Consider the following 23,312-nt stretch of genomic DNA (forward strand, 5'->3'; position numbering starts at 1 on the left):
AGTTAGGATTGAGGGCTGTAACTCGCCCTCATGAATGTGGATTCCGTAGTAATCGCGGGTCAACAGCCCGCGGTGAATATGCCCCTGCTCCTTGCACACACCGCCCGTCAAACCATCCGAGCTGGTGCTGGATGAGGATATGCTCTTATGGGCAAATTCAAATCTGATGTCGGTGAGGAGGGTTAAGTCGTAACAAGGTATCCGTAGGGGAACCTGCGGATGGATCACCTCCTATGTTTTTGGCGAGTCACAGGCACAATCTTTCACGTTTTCATTTGCAAAGGATTTTATGCGTAAATTCTCTAATGTTTAAGGGAGCATTCTGATGTCAGTTGAAGATAAAGCAGTCGAAATTCAGGACAAAATTGAAAGAAGATTCGGAGGAATAGGCAAGGGAAAGTATGCCAGAATCATCAGAATGGCCAAGAAACCAGGTCGGGACGAGTATTTGAAGGTTCTCTTAATAACTGGTTTTGGGATTGTCCTGCTCGGTCTGGTGGGTTTTCTCATCTATCTCGTAATGGGCGTATACATAAAGATTCCATAGGTGTTGTGACATGGAAAGCAAAGAAGAATTGCAGAGTTGGGCAACCATTGATGCTGCTGATACGAAGATGGGATGCGGCAAGGAGGTTACCATACCAATTATTGCCAGGAATATCCAAAGTTCGAAAAGGAAGTTCACCCTCAGGATTACGGCTGAATTCAAATCAAAGGACGAGCTTGTGGAATGGTTTGTTTCTCTTGATTATCCGAAGCAGAAGGTCTATACGATTTCCCAGGCTGACAATGAGATCATCCAGGAGGACATTGAAATTGATGGAAAACAATCCAGGAAGATATCACTTCTAATTTCCACCCCAAAAGGTGGGTACATGGGCGATTCCGTCAAATTCAAGGTGTCGCTATTCTCCTCGGACAGCATTAACAGCATGGACAGGGTATTTACCATTGAACTTACTTCTGTGATCGTCGCCGTAAAGACCACAGTGGGGAACGAGATTCCAGTCTCGATTGATCTTGCAAATAAATCCGATGTGGACCTAGGGGAAAGGAAACAAATGAATCCGGATTCTCTAAGTGAGGTTTTCTCTATAATGGCACCTCACGAGGTTCGCGGGTATATATTTGTCGAAACAATGCATCCTGACAGGTTGGCAGTGATAGCCAAAGGTATCCGCGGATTCAAGGGAATGGTCGAAGGGGACATTAAAGCCTCTGAAATTGAACATTACCTCACACCAAAGCCTGCTGTTTCAGGACTAGAGCTTGGGGCTTTCGTTGAACTTATAGATGGACCATTCAAGGGGGAGAAGGCAAAGATAATGTCCATAGACGCCGGAAAAGAAGAGGTCACAGTTCAGCTCGTAGAATCAATGGTACCCATACCTGTTACGGTCAGGGCTGAAGCCATAAGGATGCTGGACAAGAAATAGGTATCATGAAGCTTAAATTCAGATCTAAACGGAAAGAGAAGGAGTTCCTGGGGCATATCGGTTCCCTGTTCGAGGATCTAGGGTCTATAGTTCCGGATTGCCTTGACAAGGGATTTCTCTGCCCATTTGAATCATATAGAAAGAAGCTTGGATCCATCAGCGGAACGGACCGCATAGAGAAGTATCTCCGTTCGTCTGACCAGTTCTTGAGCGCCATAAGTGAGACGCATAAGATTTCAGATTCGGACTCTGCTCCGGTTGTTGGATTCATAACTACCCCTTATGGAAACGTTGAATACGCGAAACGCGGAAACGCTGATGAAACCGTGCTTGCCGGGGTACAGCATTTTGACGATGAGATCTGGCGGATGCTTGCTTTTTCCTCACTCTCCAAGACTAAGGGTGCTAGGGTTTATTCTTCAAAGAACTTTTACCTTGGATCATGCAAGGGACACGGGCCCGGGATTGAATTCTTCAAGGATGTCCTGACGGAACACAACATAAAGTTCAGGGAAGATGGCGATAAGCTGTTAATAGGAAACATTGGAAAAACTATGGTTATCAGCCACTTTTCCGGAATTTATATTGAAATATTCGAGGATTCAGAATATTCTACCGCTTTTGCTATACTTAGGCACTTTCTCACCAAGGACATTTCAAGAGACTTCAGTATTTCATGTTCTTTCATTGAAGATCGGGTCAATCTGATCCCTCAGGAAGAAATTGCAAGGTATTTTAGTGGCCAGATCGATGACAAGACAGCAATCAGGTCAATAGTGGACGCAAGAATAAGGCAGGCAGTTTCAAAGTCCCTGTACATTATTGCTGACAGGTGCTATTCCGACCCAGATGAGTTCCTTGGTGAATTTCCCAATGATATAGTGAACACATCCATCCTCGCGCCATTTCTGGAATCACTTGGCCACGGGATCTATATGGATAATCCGAGTCTGAGGAAACTTCTAGAGGTACTCTGGCCGCAGCATGGAAATGAGATTCTAAGGCAGATATTTCCGGATCTTGACGAGAACAAGCTGAAGAGCCTGAAGGGCAATCCACTGGATCAGATTGAACGGGCAAGGAAGATCTACAAAATTGAGGACATTGAATCTGCATTCACCATCAACGCCTGGTCAAAGTCATCGGAATTCCTCATTTCCCTTGTGAAGGACTTTTTTAAGTCAGGGAAATTCGTAGCTATCCGGAATGGAGAGAAAAATATTCAGTCTGACCATGTTAACAAGGCCATATTCTTCGCCTTTCTGGTGTCACAGGGGGAACTTTCCAATAGGGAGTGGCTCTTCAATGATCAGGACCGGGAACTGGGCAACAAGATGCTCGAACCCATGAGAAAGATACTTGGCAACGACTATAGCTCAATAAGTGCGAACATAGCCGCAATCAGGCCATTTGTGCCGTGATAACATGTCAAGACACGTCGTATCAAAAAGAGAAATGAAGGACGTTCGGGCCGCGGTCGATGGAATGGGAATAGGAGCCATCTCCCTCGAAGGGCTGGAAGTCGAGGAGAACAGGGACGAAAAAGTGTATTTTGTTCATGGTAAGCCTGTATTATACGTAAAGGACTCACTTATTCCAACCCTTTTCTTCATAAACAGCACAAAGCCGTCAATGAGGTGGATCACCGTTGATAACGGGGCGGTTCCGCACATTATGAACGGGGCAAATGTATTCGCCCAGGGGATCAGGGACATGGATCGGACGGTTTCCAAGGGCGACATGGTTTTTGTAAAGAACCTCGAAGACGTCTACATAGCAGTTGGAATAGCCGAGCTTTCTGGAGAAGAAATAATGGCAAACCGGAAAGGAGAGGCCATAAGAACAATTCATTATCCCGGAGACAGGATTTTCAAGGCTTATCAGGAAAAATAGCCTAAATAATAAACATTATTAGTCAGTACCATATTTTCTCTCATGGAACTAACGGTAGGAATGGAAGCTCCGGATTTTGTGTCCGCGGATCAGATGGGGAGAGAGGTCAGACTCAGCCAGTTCAAAGGCAAGCCTGTTGTGCTGTACTTTTATCCCAAAGATGACACTCCAGGCTGCACAGTGGAAGCTTGCAACTTCAGGGACAATAACGAGGAATTTGAGAAGAAAGGGGTCAAGGTTCTTGGCGTGAGTGTGGACACACCGCAATCACACAAAAAATTCCAGGACAAATTTGGGTTGAATTTCACGCTTGTTGCCGATCATTCAAAGGAAATTTCCCAGAAGTACAACGTCCTCAGTGGTTCAACTGCGAGACGGGTGACTTACATAATTTCCAAGGATGGCAAAGTAGCCCATATATATCCAAAGGTAACCCCGAAAGATCACGCAACTGAGGTAATGTCAAAGCTAAGAGAGCTGAAACTCATCTCCTAATGACATTTCAGCCTCTTTTAACAATTTTATGTAAAGCTAATATCGTGGCGAGAATTATACATTTAATATGGATACTGAAACCTTTTTGAGGAAGAATGGCGTAATTAAGTTACGGTCGCTCTTTCTTTTGTTTTTTGTATTCGAAATGGCATTGTCCGCCATAGTTTCAGCTATTCCATACAGCAACCCGAGCCTTGTTGCCCAGCTGCAATCGGAGCAGAATTCTGCAGCTTCTCTTGGCCTGGTAGGCACAATATTTTACATCTTCCCTCACAACCTGTTAATAGCGACACTTGAGCTGATTCCGCTGTTTGGACAGTTTTTATTCGTTTTTTCAATGGTTGAAACCTCACTTATCCTATCTGCTTCCGCGGCATCAGCTAACATTTCCGGTCTGTTCTCATTCCTCATACTGCTTCTGTTACCGGATTCGCTGATCGAACTGCCGTCCTATGCTATATCATCCGCAAACAGCGTCTATCTTCTGTATATCCTGATCAGGCACACCACGCTACTCAGGTCGAAAATCAGAAAAGTTATGTACATGTATCTTTTCACGGTCCTGGAACTGTTCATTGCCGGCACTATTGAATCTGGAATACTAGAAATGGAAAAGACTCTGCCTTCGCCGACTAGCTTTCTGTACGCTCTTCTCCTGTGGATCGTGGCAATTCCAGTCATATATCTCCTCATAAGGCTCTTCAGGCACATAAACAGGGACGAGTACGGGCCATCTTTCGGCGATATAACGGAACCTTTAAGCGTGTGAAAAAATAAATGGAGTTTCCTCCACGGATTGACTGAAATAAATCAAAATGATGATATCATTCTTTTTTTGGTTTTACAAACTTTCGGGCTTCCTTCACTTCCTCTTCAGGGATTTCCTTGTATGTGAGCCACCAGGCAAACCCCTTGTACTGCTGCATTCTTGTCTTTGAATCCTTCACGTTCCTAGGAGGTGGGTTGATCACGTTCTCGCCCATTATCTCGTTGCTTGGCCAGTTTGCTGGGATCGCTGCCTTATATTTGTCCGCCATTTGCAAAGCCTTTATCGCCCTCAACAGTTCGTCAACGTTTCTGCCAATCTCAAGGGGGTAATACATTATGAGTCTGACAATTGAGTTAGGGTCAACAATGAATACAGCTCTTACCGTGGAAGCTGAGGACTCCGCATGAAGCATGCCCATCCTGGTGGCTACTCTTCCCATGGCATCTCCAATTATGGGAAACGGAACATGTATCTTCAGGTTTGCTTCTATCCAGTTGATCCATTCGATGTGACTTATGGTGCTATCCACAGACAGGCCTATGAGCTCAGTGTTCAGTTTCTGGAAATCTTCGTATCTCTTGGAAAAAGAGAAGAATTCCGTGGTGCATACAGGTGTGAAGTCTCCGGGGTGGCTGAAAAGCATAAACCACTTTCCCTTGAATGTATCTGGAAGTACCAGCGCACCCTGTGTTGTATCTACATTTAATTCCGGGAATTTCTCTCCTATCAGTGGAAACTTGTTTTCATCCATCATTTCACCACTTTGTTATTGCCTTGCGAGATATACGCTTATTGATTTATGGATAAGGTAATATATCATAGAGAAAGCGCAGGGCGCACTTCAAATGGTCGTCAATAATACCATGCCCCTATTTCTATCTATAAATAAATCAGACCTCAGATATTATGGTCATTTTCCTTATGGAGTTGCTGTATAATACAATGGAAAAGGGGTAATGGACAATGCACTGGGAAGCATTGGGGGTAACCGTTGTAATCCTCATAGCAGTTTCGTTGATTTTTTACGCGAGACGCAGAAATCGGAAATTAATTGGCATAATCCTGCTGTGGGAAGGTTTTGTTGACTTTGCCTCAATTAATAATATGATGGGAGTGAAAAAACATGTCAATGGCTGATTTTGACCGGTTTCTATTTGCCTATACCATAGGGTCACACATAATACTGGTCTCTGCAAGTATAGGCTTGATCTTATTGATAGCAATCCTTGAGATAATGAATTCAAGGAAGAAAAATCCAAATTACGATATTCTCCTTGGCAGGCTGAAGAAGATATTCGTTATTTCATTTGGAGTAGGAACGGCGAGCGGCATAGTAATGGCCGTGGAACTGATCAACCTCTTTCCTACATTCATGACTCTAGTTTCGGAAACCGGGGTTATAGCTGCGTTCTATGCCGAGATATTCACGTTCTTCCTGGAGACCATTGCGCTGGTAATGTATGTATACTATGATGGAGTTTTCAAGTGGAAGTATACAAATATTGCGCTATCACTGACCATTGCAGCAGGGACAATCCTTTCTGCTGTATTCATAACTATGGTCAATGCTTGGATGAACACTCCAAACGGCTTCAATATTACGACATACCTGAGCACCGGAACTGTTACTGGCGTGAACCCGTGGGCTCCATTTGCAACCGTGTCAACGTTTCCTGAGATTGCTCATGTGGTCACAACAACTGTCTTCGCCGGGATGATGATGCTGGGAGTATTCTTCGCTATCAAGTATCTGAGGGCACGGGAAGCGGGAGAAAAATCCCTGGCCGTCTCGGCGTTGCACATCATCGGCGTAGTAAGCATCATAGACATTGTTCTCGTTGGGATTTCCGGGAGCCACGAGATGTCTACCGTACTATTACAGCAGCCATTAAAATACGCCGCGTTTGATCTCAATTATCTGCCTGGATCAAACATGCCGGAGAGACTTTTTGGATCGCTGGTTAACGGCAACGTGATTGGCGCAATTACCATTCCTTCAGTGCAGAGCCTTCTGGCTGGGCTCGAAACCAACGTATCCATTTTACCCGGATTAAGCACCTACCCGCAGAGTCTGTGGCCGCCGCTTATGATTCATACAACGTTTGATACAATGGTGGTTGGGGGCCTGCTGATTGGTCTCTACCTCTTCATAATGTTCCTAATGTTTGTGCTGAAGAAGGACCCAATTCAGTACAGAGCCATGATAATACTGCAGATAATCGGTGGAATATTTGCCTTCATAATATACGAACTTGGCTGGGTAACGGATGAGGTCGGAAGACAGCCATGGATTGTCTATAATGTGCTCACGGTAAACAATGCCATAAATCCATCAACGGCCCTGTTGGTGCCTGGATTCTTCATAGTGGCCTTTTACCTGGTCATTGTTCCGGCTACATTCTACTTTTTCTCAAGGATATACAGCTCGCAGAAGATTCCTAAAAAAGCTGAAAAATCACTGAACCAAGGGGGTGTTAACTATTAACGGCATATTCTACCTCAATTTCCTTGTCTTTGGCATATTTGCTGCGCTTCTCTGCACAGAAATCATGGGAGCCGTGGTCCTGATTGTGTGGTGGAACAAATACAGAAAACCCGTCCTGGAGTACATTATTCCCATATGGGAAATAACAGGCACTTTTGGTGCGTTCTGGGTGGTACTCTCTGATTTTGCATTTCCTGCCATAATAAACCCTCTTGCTGGGCTCTATGCAGCCGCGATCATGCTGTTTCTCATTCTCTTCGTTGCTAGAAATGCATCAATAGCCTTCGGGGAGTACATAATAAAGAAGGGCTGGCTTGACGAAAGGAAACTTTACACAATCTATGCCTTTGTAACACTGCTAATCGGAATTGTGGTTTTGTACATACTTTCCGGGGTTATTGGCGGATATGGCGTTAATATGACTGATCTTAACGTGAATCTGGCCGCGTGGTTCTCTCATCCAGCAGATATCCTTTTCATTTTAGGTGCTGTAATCATCTTGCTTGGCCTCGCTCCTGTGTTTTTTGGGGTGAGGGAACTGGCAAATATGTCTCTGCTATTCACCACTGTCGGCGTTGTGATTTCCGCCATTACTGTATACCTGTTCGAGGGGAGTGGCATATCCCTTATGGTCATAATCCCGATAATACTGACACTTGCCCCGGCGATCCTCTTCAGGTATGGCCAGTTGGTTCAATTCTTGACAAATAAACTGTTCTTCATAATCTGGCTGACGGTTGACCTGTTCTTCCTGAATTTCATGGTGTACCCCAGGGCATTCGGGCAGTCTCTCGCGGTGGATTCTCTGACTACCAGCGGACCAATGGTGTACGCCTATTTCATCATCACACTGATAGGTGGAATAATACTTGCCGTTCTAATAGCGCTTTTTTCTGTTGCGGTGTCCAGAAAGAGGAAGATGCAGAACACATCCAGCTGATCAATTTTCGGGACCTTCTGGTCAAAATAATCAAATTCTTTCTTTTCTTCAATATTTTCTCACCGCTGGATAGTCTAGATTACAGAAGCAGTTTAATATAATATCTATCTGGAGAAGTCAGACGGATACTCGATTTGAATGTATTGGCTGGTGACGTTGCTTAATGAACGGTTCAGACGACTCATGATGTCGCAATAAATACACGTGTTCGTAATGCTATTTCTTTCTTATATTCACAAAGTTTCTCAAATGCGAGAAATCGAATTCTGGTGCTCTTACAAGAGATCATGGATACTAATGTTTTCGCGAAAACATTTCTCTAGACATATGCCTAAATTTAGGACTTTTTCTTAATTTTAAGATTAAATTCCTCCAGCGGGTCAAATCCCACTGTTTCTAACAAAGCCACTGGAGGGATTTGAACCCCCGACCTGCTGATTACAAGTCAGCTGCTCTACCACCTGAGCTACAGTGGCAATATTCCGGACTATGTTTACTATTAAGATAAACGTTTTCTTCACAACTTCCTGCACATACAATGTTGGCGATTCCTGTCGAACGTGATTTAGAGACTATACCAGAGTATCAGGAACGATATGCCACTCAGGAGAATGAGAATGAAGGCGACAAGCTGCCACGAAATCCTGCGGGGTTCTTTATATGATCCATAGTCTCCCAAATTGGAATAGTTGGTGGTATCGCCCGCTCGACGTTTTTCTTTAAAGACTGTGCCAGTGTCAGTCGCGGGTTGATCCTGCTGGGAATTATCCTGGCTGTACCCCGTCACGGGCTTCTTTCTTCTCGATCTTCCTAAAATAGGCAGGATGAAGAGGAAAAATGGAATATAGCCAAACGCTCCCGTTTGAAATCCAAAAAAGGCGGGCAGGATAAAGAACATCAGTATAAAGACAATCCATACCAGTGCGTCGATGGCTAATATTATTTTGCTTGATCTCCTCATCGTCCCTTAAATTCCGGTTTTCTCTTCTGTATGAAAGCGGATATCCCTTCCTTCAGGTCATCGGTGCCATAAAGCAGACCCATGGAAATTGCCTCCATCTCAAGACCATCATCTATTGATCCCTCACTTCCCTTGTTTATTAGCCTCTTGCTGAGGGCTGCGGAAACAGGCGCTATCCTTTTGGCCAAATCTTCAGCAAGTTTCAGTGTATCCGTATCTATGGATATCCTGTTGTAGAGCTTTGACACTAGTCCAATATCGTTTGCAACTTTGCCGTTAAATCTCTCGGCGGAAAGGATGTAGTACATTGCGCGCGAGATACCTACCAGTTTGGCAAGCCTCTGAGATCCTCCCCAGCCAGGGAGCAATCCAAGACTTGTCTCCGGGAAACCGATGATCGTTTCTTCTGTCGCGACCCTGATATCACAGGCCAGAGAGAGTTCAAATCCTCCACCCAGGACATATCCCTTCATCTCCGCAATAGTGATCTTTGGTATTTCCGATAGTAACTTGAAGACTCTTTCGCCCAGCCGTGAGTTCTCCATGAAATCAGATCCGCTGGCAAAAAACTGTGTCAGTTCGGCGCCTGCTGAGAAGACGTCTCCTTTGCCGGTGATTATTATCACGTTGATTTCGTGGTTATTCCACATTTCTTTGAGATGTACCTCAAGTTCATGAATCACGTCTATGTTGATCAGGTTGTTCCTTGTATTTGAAACGACTAACCTGGCAACCTTCTCTGCGGGATACTCCACCGTTACGAATTTTCCGGTGAGGGATTCACTGGGAGGCTTCGTTTCAGCTGAGGATGGCTTCTTGTCCCCAGAGATGGGCGCCTTCACGGCTATTATCTCCTTTAGTTTTCCCTCTTTTATTGATCTCACTGGTTCAAAGACGCTGAGTCCAGTGAGGTTCTGAATATCCTCAAGCTTCTTCTTTATCTCAGCGTTGGTTAGTCCCTGAGCAACTGATATCGGTCCAAATGGCCGGTTCATCCCCAGCCTCACGCCGGTCTCTATGTCTTCAGGAATCGAGATGCCTTCCTCTATGACTTTAACTGCCTCATTCACTTCTATGGCGAGGATATCCATCAATTCAACGCGGTTCGTGGGGTCTGCTTTCGGTACTTCTGCCTTTCCACCGGTCCACTTGTAAAATCCCTGACCGGTCTTAAGTCCGAGCAGGCCACTTTTCATCTTTTCCCTGAAAATAGCGCATTTACCGTAGTCAGGTGAAAGTTCTTTCTCGTAATAATCCAAGGAATGGACAACAGTATCTATCCCCACGTAATCCATCAATTCATAGGGCCCCATTGGGAGGCCCTGTCCTCTCGCGAAAGTATCTATCTCTTCTGGCCTGGCAATCTTCTTATCCAGGAGGGTACAGAAGAACAGGCTCTCCGGAGCGCTGATCCTGTTAACCACAAATCCGGCACTATCTTTGTGAACCCTGATAGGTGTTTTACCTATTTTCTTTGCAAGTTCGAATGTGGCCTCGAATACACTGTTATCCGTCCTGTCCCCCTTAATTATTTCAACCAGTTTCATGATTACTGGCGGGTTGAAGAAATGCATTCCGACCGTTCTTGATCCAAGCGAAGTGCCTTCTGAAAGCGTAGATATTCTGATGTTTGAAGTATTTGATGCTATTATCACGTCATTCCTGCAGAGTTTCTCAAGATCTGCAAACAGTTTCTTCTTTACCTCTATAATCTCAGGAACGGCTTCAACAACAACATCTGCATCTGAAACAGCAGGCTTCAGATCCCCGTGATATGTTAGTCTCCGGTTAATAGACTCAACGTCTTCCTTCTTGATTTTACCGGATCTTGCCAGTTTCTCAAGGCTGACTGCTATGGATTTCTTTGCCTTTTCAAGCGCTTCCGGAAAACTGTCCTCAAGCGATACGTCGTAACCGGCCAGCGCAAACACTTCAGCTATGCCGTGTCCCATTACGCCGGATCCGATCACGGCTACTTTCCGTATATCCAAGGAATCACTTCCTGTACTTGCTGATTATTCCTGTGAGTTTCTGGGCACCAAAAATATCACCGGAGATCTTGACCTTCCCCTGAAGGAACGCTTTTACGGGGTCCGTAGCGCCGGTGAAAATTTCTGTCAAGACTGCATCCGCAGCGGATATTGTTGCTGCAGCGGGGACCTTTTCCCCGTCAGAAAGAGTAAATTTGCCGCCGGAGATTTGCAGATAATAAGATGAGGCATCAGGCAGCTTGAACTGTATGACCTTGTCCCATGTTGCTAGCTCCTTTGCTATTTCTGCCTTGCTGTTCACACCTTCCACAATAACGTTTAGAATCTCCTTGGAACTCATGGATTACTTTAGGTGTCAACTCTTTATATTTTTTGTCATCAAAAAAGAGAAAATGGTGAATTTATGCGTGTTTGTAAGCTTCAAGAACATATTCGGCAAACTGGTCGTCCGGGTACGCTCCAACAAACTGTACATCATTGTTGATGACAATGTGAGGAACACTTGAAACACCAGCTTCTTCGGCTTCTTTCTCGAATTCCATGGATTCCACCATCTCACCGGTTATGTGCTTGTTCCTGACTGCGAACTTATGGGCCGTAGTGACCGCCTTGGGGCAATATGGGCATGTAGGAGTAACAAAAACCTGTATCTTTACCGGCTTGTCGATCTGTGAGATTATCTCCATGGCCCTTGAGGAAACGTCAGCTTCTCCGCTTGAAACGATCTTTAAGTCTTCAATGAGGGAACCAAATTCATATCCAGATGGTATACCATAGTACCTGACCCTTCCGGTCTCATGTCCGTGCTTCTCTATTATTGTGGCAGGGTATTTCTCAATGCCAAAGCTTTTTGCCTTTTCCTTATCTTCATCAAAATTATAGACGATCAGGTGGATTCTGCTGTCAATTGCGGATACCTCAGTTGCAAGTTCAAGTGTTTCCTTGCAGTACTTGCAATCCGAGTCGTTTGACGTGAAAACAACAAGGTCAACATCTTCTTTCAGGTGTTTTTCAAATTCTGATTTTAGATATTCTTGATCTTCCTTTCTGATTAGTGCCATTAAGTCACCTGCTCATAATTTACGCACAGTATTTAAAGATTACTACTCATATATGATTATTCAATTTTCGGTGGGAAGAACTCAGCTTCGACATTCAATCATGCAAAAAGAATACGAAGGGTCAAACAAACCCTTGTTCTGATAGCCTCGTGACTATTTTACCCCATCTTCTACCTCTCCTGATCAGGTAGAACGAGAGGGAACCCATTGCTATCAGAGATGCCGCAAGGAAAGGAAAGTAGTACGTGGCAGCTACAGATACGGCGAAGAAGATCACTCCCGGTATCAGGACAATGAAATTCCGGCCGATCACGTTTCCGCTGAGCGCTCCCCCCTGCAGATCCTGATATGAGATCTTCTCGGAGAAGAAATAGAACGTGATAACCAGCACTGATGGTACCATGAACATCAATACGAGGGCGGAATTGAAAGCGTATGGAACACCATAGAATGCAAGAACGAAATTAGCAGCTATGAATGGCGCAAGCAGGATTAACTCGGAAACGCATTTCGACAGAATTGATGTGACAAAATAGTCGCTGCCCTTCATGGTTAAGAATGATGTCCAGAGGCGCTCATTGTTCAGCAGGTTCGGGGTATTTGTTACTATGAGCAGTACGGCGTAAAAGGTAACATAGACAATGATATAAAGTGAAGTTCCAGCACCGAATGAGTTCTGGTAGAAATAAAGCACATAAAAGTACACGATCGCGAAGAGGCTTGTGATAATTAACCCTGTCCTGGTCCTGAGTCTGAAAGACGGGGCGAAATTTGAATATCCTCTCCTCCTCATATTTGTAGAGACAAATGTGGTATGGAACTTCAATATGGCGCGTTTCTGCGTCAGTCCAGCGAAAGTGGACAGCTTTCTGGCTTCTCTCCTCGTGCTTCCCCTCTCCACCGAGAACTTCTCAATGCCAAGGTCAACAGTGACAATCATGGAGATGATAACAGGTATGGCTAGAAAGGCCAGCGAAAGCGATACTCCATATAGCAGAGAGGATGTCGCTAGAGTTATGAGGGCGAGGGGAGAACCAATGATCTCAATGGCAGCCCATGCCACAACAATGATGGACACAAGTACCCTGTAAACCTGCCTTATGGTCATCATCGTGATGCCAATGAACGTGGTTCCGACAGATATGGCAACAGCAGCAAGCAGAGACTGAAGAACCGTGGTGCCGGAAGATCTGTAAACTGAGGAAATATCAAATACCAGCGCCAGGAGCAGGGTTCCCGTGGAATAAAACTTGAACGCCACCAGGGGGATTATCAGGTCCCTCTTGTCTACAGGAAGGACGAAATAGAAATCCCTGTCAGACTTCATGGAGGAGACGCTTCCGGTATAAACAGACAGGAAGAGTGCCACCAGCATGAAAGTGAAGAGTTCATAGAAGAATACCGATGGGGATGTCACTGGCGGAAGGATATAATAATAGAGGAAGCCAGGTGCAAGAAGGAAAGCGTAGAATATCGCACTGAAAAGCAGAGTTCCCCGTGGGAGACGCGTACGGAAATAGAACCTCAGGAGCTTACCGATCATTCTGCATCATCCTTGAAACCGTTGCTTCCAGGCTTTCTTCTCCAGATGACATCCCTTCCAGATCCCTGATTGTTCCCTGCCATCTGATAGCCCCCTTTGAAATCATAAGGACGCGTTCAGTCATCCTTCTGGCTATGGAAAGTATGTGCGTAGAAACAAAGTAGGTTGCGTGGAATGAGTCAAGGAATTTAATCACGCTCTCCTGGGTTGGTATATCGAGATAGTTCAGGGGCTCATCCATAAGCATGATCTTCGGGGAATGCATCATAGCTATTCCTATGGACACACGCTGTACGTTCCCTCTTGACAGGGCAGATATCCTGGTCTTTTCCAGGTCCCCAAGGCCAAGGTACTCAATAATTAGGTCTGCCCTGTCTTTTACATTCTCGACGTTCCTGAGAGCTGCTATGTATTCGAGGTTTTCCCTCACCGTCAGGACACGGTACGGCTGCGCATCTTCAGGAAGATAGCCGATAATAGACCTGGCTTCTATTGAACTTGGGGGGTTTCCATCTATTGAAATGCTACCAGAATCTGGAGTAAGGAGACCAACAAGCAGTTTCATGATGGTAGTCTTACCTGCGCCATTCGGTCCAAGTATTGTAACTCGCTCACCCTGGCCGATGGAAAATGAGACGTTCCTGAGCGCTTCAAAACTTCCGAAACTCTTTGACACTTCCTGAACGTCTATAAGAGGCATGCGTCCATAAAATTAACTTCCGATATTAAGGTTGGCAGGAATATGGACCATTCTGGCAATCCACATAACTAATATTCATATAACAACTCGAAATAGCCAAGCCATGGAAATACACTGCTATGATCTTGAGTTGGACATCAACTACGAGAAGATGACGTACACAGGAAGGGAGAAGATATCACTGACACTTGAGAATGAACCTCTTGTGATAAATGCCCTTGATCTGTCGGTATCGAAAGTGACCATAGGCGGCAAAGGTGTTAAATTTACCCATGATAACAGTAAGGAGGAACTGAGGATAGAGGGGACTTCAAAGGGCCTTAATGAAGTCAACATTGAGTTTTCAGCAAAAGTGAACGATGCACTGGTCGGGTTATACAAAGCAAAGGCAAAGTCGGGCATAATGCTAACAACCCAGTTCGAGTCGACCGGTGCCAGAAGAATGTTTCCCTGCCTCGACAACCCTGGTTATAAAGCAGAATTCAACCTTTCTGTGAAAATAGACAGGGCTCTTGACGCAATTTCGAATATGCCTATTGAATCTGAGGATAATGACGGAAAGAAGAAGACCATAAAGTTCAGGAAAACTCCCAGGATGTCAACATATCTGCTTTATCTTGGAGTCGGGAAGTTTGACAACATGACCAGGAAGAGCGGCGATGTTGAATACATACTCACGGCACCGAAAGGACACCTTAAATCAACGGAATTCCCTCTGGAAGTCGCCATAAAGTCCGTAGAGTTCTATGAGAAATATTTCAACATCAAGTACGTGCTTCCTAAGATGCACCTCATAGCAGTTCCTGAATTTGCGGCAGGAGCAATGGAAAACTGGGGTGCTATAACGTTCAGGGAATCAGTGCTTCTGGTGAATGAATCGACCAGCTCGGCAGTTAAGAAGAGAGTGGCAGAGGTAATAGCCCATGAGATAGCGCACCAGTGGTTCGGCGATCTCGTAACGATGAAGTGGTGGAACGATCTCTGGCTCAATGAAAGTTTTGCCACATTCATGGCCTTCAAGACTGTGGACAACCTATTCCCGAAGTGGGAAATGACTGGCGACTTCGTGATATCGGAAACAGAAGGAGCACTTACTGGCGATTCCTTGCATAATTCGCATCCCATAGATGTGGACGTTAAGGATCCGAACGAGGTTGCCATGATCTTCGATGAGATCAGCTACGGAAAGGGTGGAAGCATCCTCAGGATGATTGAATCATATGTTGGGCAAGACAACTTCAGGGACGGTATCCGGGAATATCTCAAGGAAAAGTCCTTTTCCAACGCCAGAGGAAATGACCTCTGGCTATCCATAGAAAAGACCTCAAAGATGCCCGTTACAAAGGTAATGGAAGCGTGGATCAAAACAATGGGATACCCAGTTATAAAGGCCACCAAGAGGGGAAGCAATATTGCCTTGAGACAGGAGCAGTTCTTCATGAACGGAGCAACTTCTAACACGATCTGGCCCGTACCACTCACAGTCGCAAGGGAAAACGGCACGGAATCAATACTGTTCGACAAGAGGGAAATGGAAATACCATCGAAAGGGTTCCTTAGACTTAACCAGGATCAGACTGGTTTTTACAGGGTCCTTTACAGTGACGATCTTTTCAGGGAAGTTCTTTCCAGATCCAGTACTTTTTCAAACCTGGACAGATGGGGCATCGTGAACAGCCAGTATTCGTTCCTCATGGCGGGACTGATAAATATTGAGGAGTATACAACGCGCATCAGGGAATTTTTCAAGAACACAGACCATCTGACGGTCGACGAGATCAGCAATGACCTGAACCTGCTGTACCTCATAATACCCAAGAGCGAAAAGATACGTGCGTTAGCATCAGAATATACATCATACCACGTCGAGAGGCTGGGCATGAAGAGGGAGGGAGAACCTGATGTGATATCTTCGCTCAGAGGGAAGCTCTGGCAGAGGCTCTCCATGGTGAACCAGGATTGGGCAAAGAAAACCTCCACAATGTTTGGGAAGTATGCCCAGGTTGATCCAGATCTGAGACTTGGCGTTGCTCTTTCGGAAGCACAGACAGAAAACGACGTCTCGAAAATTGAATCCGTGTTCAGGAAGGTGGACAGCGATGAGGACAGAACCAAACTAATATCCGCAATGGGATTTCTTTCAGGAAGAGACAATAATCTTGCAGTTGTGAAAATGATTGAAAACGGTGAAATCAAGAAACAGGATACAATCAGGTTTTACATTGCGGCGGCAATGAACCCTGCAAACCGCAAATTCATGCTTGAACACCTGCCAAATGCAGTGGATGAAATGAAAAAGATATTTTCCGGTACAATGTACACATCGAGAATGGTGGAAGGCGTCACCCCGCTAATCGGGGTTGAGTATGAGAAAGAGGTAAAAAACCTCCTGGAAAAGATCAGGAGCCCGGAAATTGAAACTGGAATAAAGAAGGGAACTGAGTACCTGCAAGCATACACTTCACTGATCAACAAGAACAGGAACTTTTATTGATTAACCCCGGAATTTCCGGGTAACCCTTTTTATCGAATAATTTAAGCAACCTATGTGACGCTGAGGCTGAATTTATAGTGTAGAACATGGCGGGCCTGTTTTCACTTTATGTGTTAAATGTGTGAGTAAGGGCATCGTTTACCCTCTTCTCACTCAGTCCCTTATCTCCTTTTCGACGAGATATGCTGTGAGTAGCAACAGTCCGGCCGCAAGCACCGCAAGTGCACCGAGCCACTGTCCTTCCTGGCTCCACTGTGAAGCGGAGAGGCTCCCGTTGATAATGACCGTCCTGATTGCCTGGGCAGACCAGGATACGGGATTGTACTGAGCCACATTAGAGAGCCATCCCGCCATCATCGTCGAAGGAAACATTGCGTAGCTCATGAACATAAGGGGGAGGTTGACAAGGTTCACAATTCCGAATATTGAATTCATGTTGGTCATCCTTGTAGCAATGACGCTGAAAATGGATGAGAAAATGAATGCAATTAGGATTATGGCCGTTGCTAGCACAAGAACATCCAGAAGCGTAAAACCATGTTGAAAAATCAGACCGTTAGGAATAAGGAGGGCAGCTATTATGAGAATCACCACCTGCGGAATGATCCTGATTACGGAAGATATTATTTTTGAGAAAACAATGGAGCTTCTCCTGATAGGCGATGAAAGGAATCTTCCCATTGGACCCAGCCTCCTGTCGAATATTATCTGGGTGCCTGCAAACATGGCCGTAAATAACCCCATTGTTGTTAGCACACCACCAACCAGGAACGTTATGTAATTGGGGGCTCCGTCCAGAACATAGGCCGTAGCAACGCCAACGCCTGCGGAAGAGGACGACAGCAGTTTGGTAATATCCAACGCACTACCGAACAGGGCTATCCAGAATATTGGCTGTATCAACCCTGTGAATAGAAATGTCGGGTTTCTGATCCACTTCTTCAGTTCCCTAACAGTAAGGGGCCACAGTCCGCTCATTGTCTCGCTCTCCTCATGTTCATTGCCAGTCTTCTAGCATCCGTTCCCCCATCTTCTTCTCTTATGGATCTTCCGGTGTACTCCAGAAACACCTCATCGAGAGTAGGTTTTTCCACGGTCAGCTTCACGGTTGAGAGTTCGTGTTCAGAAATGAAGTTGATAATTTTAGGAAGGGATTTGTCAACATTGGCAACCTTTATTCTGACGCTGTTCGCTCCTGAATCTGTTACTTCCAGTGCTTCGGGAACTGATTTCATCATATCTGCGCTCTTCTGATCTGACAATGTCAGGTTGACGATATCACCTCTCAGTGACTCTTTCAGCTCCAAAGGAGAACCTGTGATCAGAACTTTCCCGTGATCTATTATTGACACCCTTGACGCCAGTTCATCTATCTCCTCAAGGTAATGTGAGGTCAGGATTATTGTCACGTTGAGTCTGCCTTGGATTTCCTTAACATAATTCCACATCTGGGTCCTCGTCTGGACATCAAGTCCAAGAGTAGGTTCATCGAGGAACAGTATTCTTGGTTCATGGACAAGTCCTATGATCAGTTCAAGCCTCTTTCTCATTCCTCCGGAGTATGTTTTCACCAGCCGATCAGCAGCGTCTTCAAGTTCCACCAGCTTCAGCAGTGCTTTGCATGTTTCCTGTGCTTTAATCTTGGGCACATCGTAAAACTGGGAAACCATAAGCATGTTTTCTCTGCCCGTAAGATCCTCATCCGCTGTAAAATCCTGAGGTACTACGCCGATCACTTTTCTCACATCAAGTGAATTCTTCGATATGTCAAAGCCGTTGACTATAGCAGTGCCGGAAGTTGGAGCAATTCTGGTCACCAGCATATTTATGGTTGTCGTTTTACCTGCTCCGTTCGGGCCGGCAAGACCATATATTTCCCCCTCGTTTATCGATATGTTCAGGTTATCTACAGCTTTTATACTACCCTTATAAATTTTTGTCAGGTTTTTTGTCTCTATCATTGTTCCACTCATTGTTTCGCCTCTTGGTTTTCCGTCAGTTCCTTTCTTGCATCCTTCAAAATCTTCAATGCCCTCTCAAGCTCAAGTTCGTAGGACATAAGAAAAACCTCGTATTCCTTCAGGTTCCCGATGTTTTCACTGATGTTCTTCAGGTTCGTATCCAGATAAGCGTTCATGTGCTTTGCAGAGCTGATTATAAAGCGTGTCATTTCTTCAGGGTTAAGCATATCGATCCAGAGCTTCCCCATGAGTTTGGCCATAGGGGATCGCTCGAAATGCCTGTCCTTTATCTTGGAAATCAGGGAAATGCCTTTCTCAGTTATGCTGTACATCACTCTGCCGTTCTCTTCCTGCTTCTCAATGAACCCCCGATGCTCCAACCGCTTCAGCGCAGGGTAAATAGATCCCGGGCTCGGTTTCCAGGTCCCATCAGTCCTTTCTGATATGAGATTCGCAATCTGGTTGCCATACACCGGTCCATCTCTGGCCATGGTCAGTATTATGAAGAAGATCGTACCCCTATTCCACCTGCTTTCGCCACGTTCCATGCTAACTTATTCCGTAAGTTAAAATCTATATATAACGATATCGATATCGATAACAACAAAGGAAACTATAGTATAAGCGTCGTCGTTGTTATTCTGTTTGAAAAGTTGGCGTCATCTAAAAGCCGTGAAACAAGGCAATAAATGCCCTGCAGGCTCCCATTTTGGAATTGGGTACTTTTCCGTTTTTCCTGGCGCTGGCTGCTCTTATCTGGTCGCGAAGACAAAAATAAATAAATTTCAGAACGATCTCGAAATATTAACGTCCTTTACCAGTACGTACGGCATCATTGAAGGCTGGATTTCTTCCCACCATTTGGTATTTTTCATCTCCTTTGACATTTCCACCACATTTTTCAAGACATTTGTTACCGAGTCGCTTATACGTATCCCACTGACGCTTCCGGCGATCTCACCATTTTTTATCCTGAAAACTCCGTCCCTCGGAACGGTAGAAAAGATGCCGTTCCTGTAATCCTGGAACCTCGTGTACCACGCATTGTTGATGAACAGGCCATCCTTGATCTCGGAAAGGATATCACGAAAGCTCCTGTTCCCCGGTTCTATGCGCATCTGCCAGGCACCCGGCGAGATGATGCCGGCATTACCCGTAGACTCTGTTCCGGACTTCTTACCGGTGGAATATGACTGCATGTACCTTTTCAGGATTCCATTCTCAATGAAGACGTTCTTTCTTGTTGGAGTGCCTTCTTCATCAAAAGGCCTGTAGCCGACCCCTGACATGTCAAGAGGATCATCGACCAGGTTGAGAGATTCGCTTGAAACCTTGTACCCAATCTTCCCGGCAAAACAGGACATTCCAGAGTCTACGGAGTAATAGGAAAGGAACTCTGAACTGCTGGAGATTATGTTGCCAATCAGGTAGGGAGACATCAGTATAGTGAATTTACCCTCTTCACCGGTGGACAGGTTATTCCCAGAAACTGCCATTTCTCCTGCTGCCCTTCCTACGGATTCTGCATCGATGCTGCCCGGCCTGAATGATGGTCCGTAATGCACGCTTTCCTGTCCGGATGTCTCTCCGGAAAATGACCTTATCACAAGCTCAGTACCCCCGCCGGTATACTGCGCCTCGTTGTAGCTTGTTTTCAGTATGTGGGTATACCTGACAAGATACGCAAGGCCAGCAGACCTCTTGCTTCCAGCTTCGAGTGACCCGTTGATTGCGCTCTCGCAAAGTCCCTGTATGTCAGTATCCACAATGCTTCCCGATTCAACATGACCATATGTCTCTTTCTTAGGGTTAATTCCAAAAAAAGAAGGGTTCTCAGGGATCTTTTCTATCATGTTTCTGAGCTCGTCCAGCCTGCTTTCTATCTCAGCATCGCTTTTCAGGGTGATCTCAGCTATTCTTTTTCCCCGAGCTGCAAAGACAGAATACTCATTTTCGTACCACTGGTTGAGGAGATCCTTGGAATTCTGTGAGAAACGCAACTGTTCCACATCACTGGAAACTCCATTGATCACTATCTCGTCCATGCCCATTCTAGATAATTTATCGTAAATCCTGTCTACTGTTTCCAAGATATCACCCTATTTGAGGTACATATTCCTGAGCCTTGCATGTGGTCCGCCCATCCACACATCGACGCCTTGCATGGGTTCTCCTTTTCCGCAATTCCCTGCGAAGAAATCAAGATCCTTCGCCACCGCATCTATGGAGCTGTAAAATTTAACAGTATTGGTCTCCAGCGTTGGTCTCCTTATCCTTCCTCTGACTTCACCATTCTCTATGAGATAGGATTCCTTTCCCACATATTTCTCGTTGAATCTGATATCATCTATGTTCCATTCGGTGAAGGACTTCATGTATACTCCTGACCTGATTTCCTCGAAGAGTTCTTCCAGTTCATACTCCCCCGGTTCGATGTACGTAGTGCTCATCCTCGCAAGTGGTTCCATGTTCCATGATGAGCTTCTCCCGCCACCATTGGGTTCAACACCCAGCATCGCGGCGCTCTCTCTGTTCAGGATAAATTCGTCGGTGAAGCCTTTCCTGTAGAGATAGCGTTTCCTTGCCTTGACCCCCTCATCGTCATACTTGTAATGGCCGTAACTCATGTTGAAAGTGGGGTCGTCTATCACGCTTACCGCCTCGGACCCAATCCTGTAAGGGAACTGCTTTCCCGTGAGGAAAGATTCTCCTGCGAGTGCGCCCTCCCTTCCGATGATCCTGTCGTATTCGGTCGGGTGCCCGCAGGATTCGTGTGCCACTATCCCCGAAATTTCTGGTCCAATGACCAGATCGTAGGTGCCAGGTTTCAGTGCTGGGGCGGAAAGATTTTCTTTCATTGCCTTGACCTCAGACCTCAGGCGTTCCTCAAGATCAAGGGAATCCAGATATTCATAGCCAGACGAAGCTCCGAACTGACCAGTTGATTGCTCGAATTGAGACCCATCAAAGACGCCGAATACATAATAGTAGGACACCCTCGAAATCTCAGCATCTATGGAGCATCCGTCGGAGTTTCGGTAGGACTGTACCACTTTCTTGTCCCCGACGTAATTCATCCTCACTGCCACACCAAGACTTTCGAGGAGCTTGTCACTTCTCCTAGCGATCTCAATCCTCTCTTCAACGGATATGTCCTCTATTTTTTTCTTCTGATCCACTTTCCAGGAATCTTTCACGGGATCCGTTTCGCTTATCCTGTTCTTTCCGATCCTTTTGGTCGCAGGCAGCAGCAGATCGATTTTCTCCCTCACGGTTTGCCAGTCCTCTGAATCCGTGTATACAAACCCCATGGAGTTGTTCACCAGTCTGATAGCGTACCCGGATGTAGATGAAGACTCCATACCTTCGAATTCTCCATTTCTGTACGCAACGCCCTTTGAATTTATGGCCATGAATCTGGCGTCAGAGAACCTCGATATCCCAGACGCATAGTCCACGATCCGATCAATGAGTTCTCCCGGCATTTACCTCTCCTTGTCTTTCTTTATTCTGATCTCATAACTGTCAAATATCCCAGAAAGGCACTTTCCAAAGTTCCAGTCGGACCCATTCTGGTTCATAGAGAGTCTCCCAGACATCAGGCGCGTCCTGATAGAGTATTTTGTCCCGCCAGATTCCTTGTATTTGATCACGTGGATGTTCAGTTTTCCCATATTATGGCCGGTAATCTTGGAGAATTTTTCTATAAACTTGCTCGCGATGAAATACGTTGTGTCATAGAGATCATCATCATCCGGAGTCAGACCACTCACTTCGATGAGCACACCCTCCTTTTCCTCTCCCGGCGAGATGAGGTCCAAGACATCCGAAACATCAACGACACCGACGACGCGCTGGTCGTCCGATACGACGGGAACAAGGTGAATATTGTGTTTTGTCATCAGGTCTATTGTTGTCTTCACTGGTTCAAATAGTTTTACAGAGACGGGGGCATCGCTTATGGATCCCACGCTAACCTTGACTTTGTCGCTCTGACCTGAGTACTCCCCGTAGCGAACACGATCCTTTCCCTGTCTGGTGGCTGATACTATGCTGTCCATTCTTAAGATTCCTGACAGCCTGCCGCCTCCATCTACCACTGGGATTTCGGATTCTCCAAGGTCACGCATATGATCTGCAGCAACATCAGTGGTGTCATCTGTCCTTGCCACGAGGGGATTATCGGACATTATGTGTGAATTCCTTGCTTCAGTCAGGTCAGCAACTTCGCCTATTCTTTTCAGTATGTCGAGCCTTGACACTATACCTACAAGTCTCTTCTTATCGATAACAGGCAGGGCATTTACTCCTGAGTCACGGAGCACACGAACAGCCTCCATTATGTCCATATCGGGAGTACCTGTAGGAGTATTTATTATGAAATTTTCTACTTTTGACATCAGCTGGAGGCTCCTTCTCCGGAGGATTTCGGACGAACTTATAACACCAAGATACTCATTTCCGGAAACCACAGGTATCTGGTGAATTCTGAGTTCTGACATCTTTGACAGAGCCTCTGCAACCCTTGAATCCCTGCTCAGCACAACGGCGTCTTTTGTCATAACTTCACTTATTTTCATCGT

23 protein-coding genes, 1 tRNA gene and 1 rRNA gene are annotated in these 23,312 nt (G+C 45.5%); 11 read left to right on the forward strand and 14 right to left on the reverse strand.

The window, feature by feature from the left end; translation table 11 throughout:
* The 7 genes from QW597_01760 to QW597_01790 form a co-directional block, all read left to right on the forward strand.
* Positions 1-233: ribosomal RNA gene (locus QW597_01760) — 16S ribosomal RNA — on the forward strand; the annotation flags it as partial.
* Between the two features lie 92 nt (positions 234-325).
* Positions 326-547, forward strand: coding sequence for a protein translocase SEC61 complex subunit gamma (locus tag QW597_01765; GenBank protein ID MEM0155315.1), 222 nt, complete (start codon positions 326-328; stop codon positions 545-547).
* Between the two features lie 10 nt (positions 548-557).
* Positions 558-1,436, forward strand: coding sequence for a transcription elongation factor Spt5 (locus QW597_01770; protein MEM0155316.1), 879 nt, complete (start codon positions 558-560; stop codon positions 1,434-1,436).
* A 5-nt stretch (positions 1,437-1,441) separates the two neighbouring features.
* A complete protein-coding gene (locus QW597_01775) occupies positions 1,442-2,857 on the forward strand; it encodes a hypothetical protein (protein ID MEM0155317.1) in 1,416 nt (471 codons plus the stop codon).
* A 4-nt stretch (positions 2,858-2,861) separates the two neighbouring features.
* A complete protein-coding gene (locus QW597_01780; GenBank protein ID MEM0155318.1) occupies positions 2,862-3,329 on the forward strand; it encodes a DUF1947 domain-containing protein in 468 nt (155 codons plus the stop codon).
* 42 nt (positions 3,330-3,371) lie between these two features.
* On the forward strand, positions 3,372-3,824 hold the full coding sequence (locus QW597_01785; GenBank protein ID MEM0155319.1) for a peroxiredoxin: 453 nt from the start codon (positions 3,372-3,374) through the stop codon (positions 3,822-3,824).
* 67 nt (positions 3,825-3,891) lie between these two features.
* On the forward strand, positions 3,892-4,593 hold the full coding sequence (locus tag QW597_01790) for a stage II sporulation protein M (protein ID MEM0155320.1): 702 nt from the start codon (positions 3,892-3,894) through the stop codon (positions 4,591-4,593).
* A gap of 55 nt (positions 4,594-4,648) precedes the next feature.
* On the opposite strand, the gene QW597_01795 is transcribed toward QW597_01790, so the two are convergent.
* The gene (locus tag QW597_01795; protein ID MEM0155321.1) at positions 4,649-5,344 is read right to left on the reverse strand and encodes a peroxiredoxin; all 696 of its coding nucleotides are present in this window, start codon (positions 5,342-5,344) and stop codon (positions 4,649-4,651) included.
* 212 nt (positions 5,345-5,556) lie between these two features.
* On the opposite strand from QW597_01795, the gene QW597_01800 reads away from it, so the two are divergent.
* The 3 genes from QW597_01800 to QW597_01810 are packed head-to-tail and all read left to right on the forward strand — an operon-like array spanning position 5,557 to position 8,018.
* The gene (locus tag QW597_01800; protein MEM0155322.1) at positions 5,557-5,730 is read left to right on the forward strand and encodes a hypothetical protein; all 174 of its coding nucleotides are present in this window, start codon (positions 5,557-5,559) and stop codon (positions 5,728-5,730) included.
* Positions 5,717-7,078 (forward strand): cytochrome ubiquinol oxidase subunit I, encoded by a 1,362-nt coding sequence (locus QW597_01805; protein ID MEM0155323.1) that lies wholly within the window; start codon positions 5,717-5,719, stop codon positions 7,076-7,078. The genes QW597_01800 and QW597_01805 overlap by 14 nt, the downstream gene beginning before the upstream one ends.
* A complete protein-coding gene (locus QW597_01810; GenBank protein MEM0155324.1) occupies positions 7,065-8,018 on the forward strand; it encodes a hypothetical protein in 954 nt (317 codons plus the stop codon). Before QW597_01805 ends, QW597_01810 begins: the two co-directional genes overlap by 14 nt.
* Before the next feature lie 403 nt (positions 8,019-8,421).
* On the opposite strand, the gene QW597_01815 is transcribed toward QW597_01810, so the two are convergent.
* The 7 genes from QW597_01815 to QW597_01845 form a co-directional block, all read right to left on the reverse strand.
* Positions 8,422-8,494: transfer RNA gene (locus QW597_01815), tRNA-Thr, on the reverse strand.
* Between the two features lie 89 nt (positions 8,495-8,583).
* Positions 8,584-8,979: a hypothetical protein gene (locus QW597_01820; GenBank protein ID MEM0155325.1), complete on the reverse strand. Its 396-nt coding sequence runs from the start codon at positions 8,977-8,979 to the stop codon at positions 8,584-8,586.
* Positions 8,976-10,970, reverse strand: coding sequence for a 3-hydroxyacyl-CoA dehydrogenase/enoyl-CoA hydratase family protein (locus tag QW597_01825; protein MEM0155326.1), 1,995 nt, complete (start codon positions 10,968-10,970; stop codon positions 8,976-8,978). The genes QW597_01820 and QW597_01825 overlap by 4 nt, the downstream gene beginning before the upstream one ends.
* 4 nt (positions 10,971-10,974) lie before the next feature.
* Complete coding sequence (locus QW597_01830; protein ID MEM0155327.1) at positions 10,975-11,310, reverse strand: SCP2 sterol-binding domain-containing protein; 336 nt, start codon at positions 11,308-11,310, stop codon at positions 10,975-10,977.
* 61 nt (positions 11,311-11,371) lie between these two features.
* Entirely contained in the window at positions 11,372-12,031 is a 660-nt protein-coding gene (locus QW597_01835; GenBank protein ID MEM0155328.1) for a thioredoxin family protein, read from the reverse strand.
* 121 nt (positions 12,032-12,152) lie between these two features.
* On the reverse strand, positions 12,153-13,574 hold the full coding sequence (locus QW597_01840; GenBank protein MEM0155329.1) for a hypothetical protein: 1,422 nt from the start codon (positions 13,572-13,574) through the stop codon (positions 12,153-12,155).
* Positions 13,564-14,274, reverse strand: a complete 711-nt coding sequence (locus QW597_01845; protein ID MEM0155330.1) for an ABC transporter ATP-binding protein — start codon at positions 14,272-14,274, stop codon at positions 13,564-13,566. The genes QW597_01840 and QW597_01845 overlap by 11 nt, the downstream gene beginning before the upstream one ends.
* Before the next feature lie 103 nt (positions 14,275-14,377).
* Between QW597_01845 and QW597_01850 the strand changes: the two genes are divergently transcribed.
* On the forward strand, positions 14,378-16,768 hold the full coding sequence (locus tag QW597_01850; protein ID MEM0155331.1) for a M1 family metallopeptidase: 2,391 nt from the start codon (positions 14,378-14,380) through the stop codon (positions 16,766-16,768).
* Positions 16,769-16,921: 153 nt separating this feature from the next.
* Here QW597_01850 and QW597_01855 read toward each other — a convergent pair whose 3' ends face one another.
* The 6 genes from QW597_01855 to QW597_01880 all read right to left on the reverse strand — a co-directional run bounded on the left by QW597_01855 (position 16,922) and on the right by QW597_01880 (position 23,309).
* On the reverse strand, positions 16,922-17,746 hold the full coding sequence (locus tag QW597_01855; GenBank protein ID MEM0155332.1) for an ABC transporter permease: 825 nt from the start codon (positions 17,744-17,746) through the stop codon (positions 16,922-16,924).
* Positions 17,743-18,741: an ATP-binding cassette domain-containing protein gene (locus QW597_01860; protein MEM0155333.1), complete on the reverse strand. Its 999-nt coding sequence runs from the start codon at positions 18,739-18,741 to the stop codon at positions 17,743-17,745. The genes QW597_01855 and QW597_01860 overlap by 4 nt, the downstream gene beginning before the upstream one ends.
* Positions 18,738-19,277 carry a PadR family transcriptional regulator gene (locus tag QW597_01865; protein MEM0155334.1) on the reverse strand — a complete coding sequence of 180 codons (540 nt, stop codon included), beginning with the start codon at positions 19,275-19,277 and terminating at the stop codon, positions 18,738-18,740. The genes QW597_01860 and QW597_01865 overlap by 4 nt, the downstream gene beginning before the upstream one ends.
* Before the next feature lie 237 nt (positions 19,278-19,514).
* Positions 19,515-20,819: a TldD/PmbA family protein gene (locus tag QW597_01870; GenBank protein MEM0155335.1), complete on the reverse strand. Its 1,305-nt coding sequence runs from the start codon at positions 20,817-20,819 to the stop codon at positions 19,515-19,517.
* 9 nt (positions 20,820-20,828) lie between these two features.
* Positions 20,829-22,214 carry a TldD/PmbA family protein gene (locus QW597_01875; GenBank protein MEM0155336.1) on the reverse strand — a complete coding sequence of 462 codons (1,386 nt, stop codon included), beginning with the start codon at positions 22,212-22,214 and terminating at the stop codon, positions 20,829-20,831.
* On the reverse strand, positions 22,215-23,309 hold the full coding sequence (locus tag QW597_01880; GenBank protein MEM0155337.1) for a CBS domain-containing protein: 1,095 nt from the start codon (positions 23,307-23,309) through the stop codon (positions 22,215-22,217).
* Positions 23,310-23,312 lie beyond the last annotated feature (3 nt).

This window comes from Thermoplasmataceae archaeon, from assembly GCA_038729425.1.
Lineage (GTDB): Archaea > Thermoplasmatota > Thermoplasmata > Thermoplasmatales > Thermoplasmataceae > B-DKE.

Excerpts from the sequence above, each read along its gene's own strand:
- QW597_01765 (MEM0155315.1), top strand. The coding sequence starts at position 326 with ATGTCAGTTGAAGATAAAGCAGTCGAAATTCAGGACAAAATTGAAAGA.
- QW597_01770 (MEM0155316.1), top strand. The coding sequence starts at position 558 with ATGGAAAGCAAAGAAGAATTGCAGAGTTGGGCAACCATTGATGCTGCT.
- QW597_01775 (MEM0155317.1), top strand. The coding sequence starts at position 1,442 with ATGAAGCTTAAATTCAGATCTAAACGGAAAGAGAAGGAGTTCCTGGGG.
- QW597_01780 (MEM0155318.1), top strand. The coding sequence starts at position 2,862 with ATGTCAAGACACGTCGTATCAAAAAGAGAAATGAAGGACGTTCGGGCC.
- QW597_01785 (MEM0155319.1), top strand. The coding sequence starts at position 3,372 with ATGGAACTAACGGTAGGAATGGAAGCTCCGGATTTTGTGTCCGCGGAT.
- QW597_01790 (MEM0155320.1), top strand. The coding sequence starts at position 3,892 with ATGGATACTGAAACCTTTTTGAGGAAGAATGGCGTAATTAAGTTACGG.
- QW597_01795 (MEM0155321.1), bottom strand. The coding sequence starts at position 5,344 with ATGGATGAAAACAAGTTTCCACTGATAGGAGAGAAATTCCCGGAATTA.
- QW597_01800 (MEM0155322.1), top strand. The coding sequence starts at position 5,557 with ATGCACTGGGAAGCATTGGGGGTAACCGTTGTAATCCTCATAGCAGTT.
- QW597_01805 (MEM0155323.1), top strand. The coding sequence starts at position 5,717 with ATGTCAATGGCTGATTTTGACCGGTTTCTATTTGCCTATACCATAGGG.
- QW597_01820 (MEM0155325.1), bottom strand. The coding sequence starts at position 8,979 with ATGAGGAGATCAAGCAAAATAATATTAGCCATCGACGCACTGGTATGG.
- QW597_01830 (MEM0155327.1), bottom strand. The coding sequence starts at position 11,310 with ATGAGTTCCAAGGAGATTCTAAACGTTATTGTGGAAGGTGTGAACAGC.
- QW597_01835 (MEM0155328.1), bottom strand. The coding sequence starts at position 12,031 with ATGGCACTAATCAGAAAGGAAGATCAAGAATATCTAAAATCAGAATTT.
- QW597_01840 (MEM0155329.1), bottom strand. The coding sequence starts at position 13,574 with ATGATCGGTAAGCTCCTGAGGTTCTATTTCCGTACGCGTCTCCCACGG.
- QW597_01845 (MEM0155330.1), bottom strand. The coding sequence starts at position 14,274 with ATGCCTCTTATAGACGTTCAGGAAGTGTCAAAGAGTTTCGGAAGTTTT.
- QW597_01850 (MEM0155331.1), top strand. The coding sequence starts at position 14,378 with ATGGAAATACACTGCTATGATCTTGAGTTGGACATCAACTACGAGAAG.
- QW597_01855 (MEM0155332.1), bottom strand. The coding sequence starts at position 17,746 with ATGAGCGGACTGTGGCCCCTTACTGTTAGGGAACTGAAGAAGTGGATC.
- QW597_01860 (MEM0155333.1), bottom strand. The coding sequence starts at position 18,741 with ATGAGTGGAACAATGATAGAGACAAAAAACCTGACAAAAATTTATAAG.
- QW597_01865 (MEM0155334.1), bottom strand. The coding sequence starts at position 19,277 with ATGGAACGTGGCGAAAGCAGGTGGAATAGGGGTACGATCTTCTTCATA.
- QW597_01875 (MEM0155336.1), bottom strand. The coding sequence starts at position 22,214 with ATGCCGGGAGAACTCATTGATCGGATCGTGGACTATGCGTCTGGGATA.
- QW597_01880 (MEM0155337.1), bottom strand. The coding sequence starts at position 23,309 with ATGAAAATAAGTGAAGTTATGACAAAAGACGCCGTTGTGCTGAGCAGG.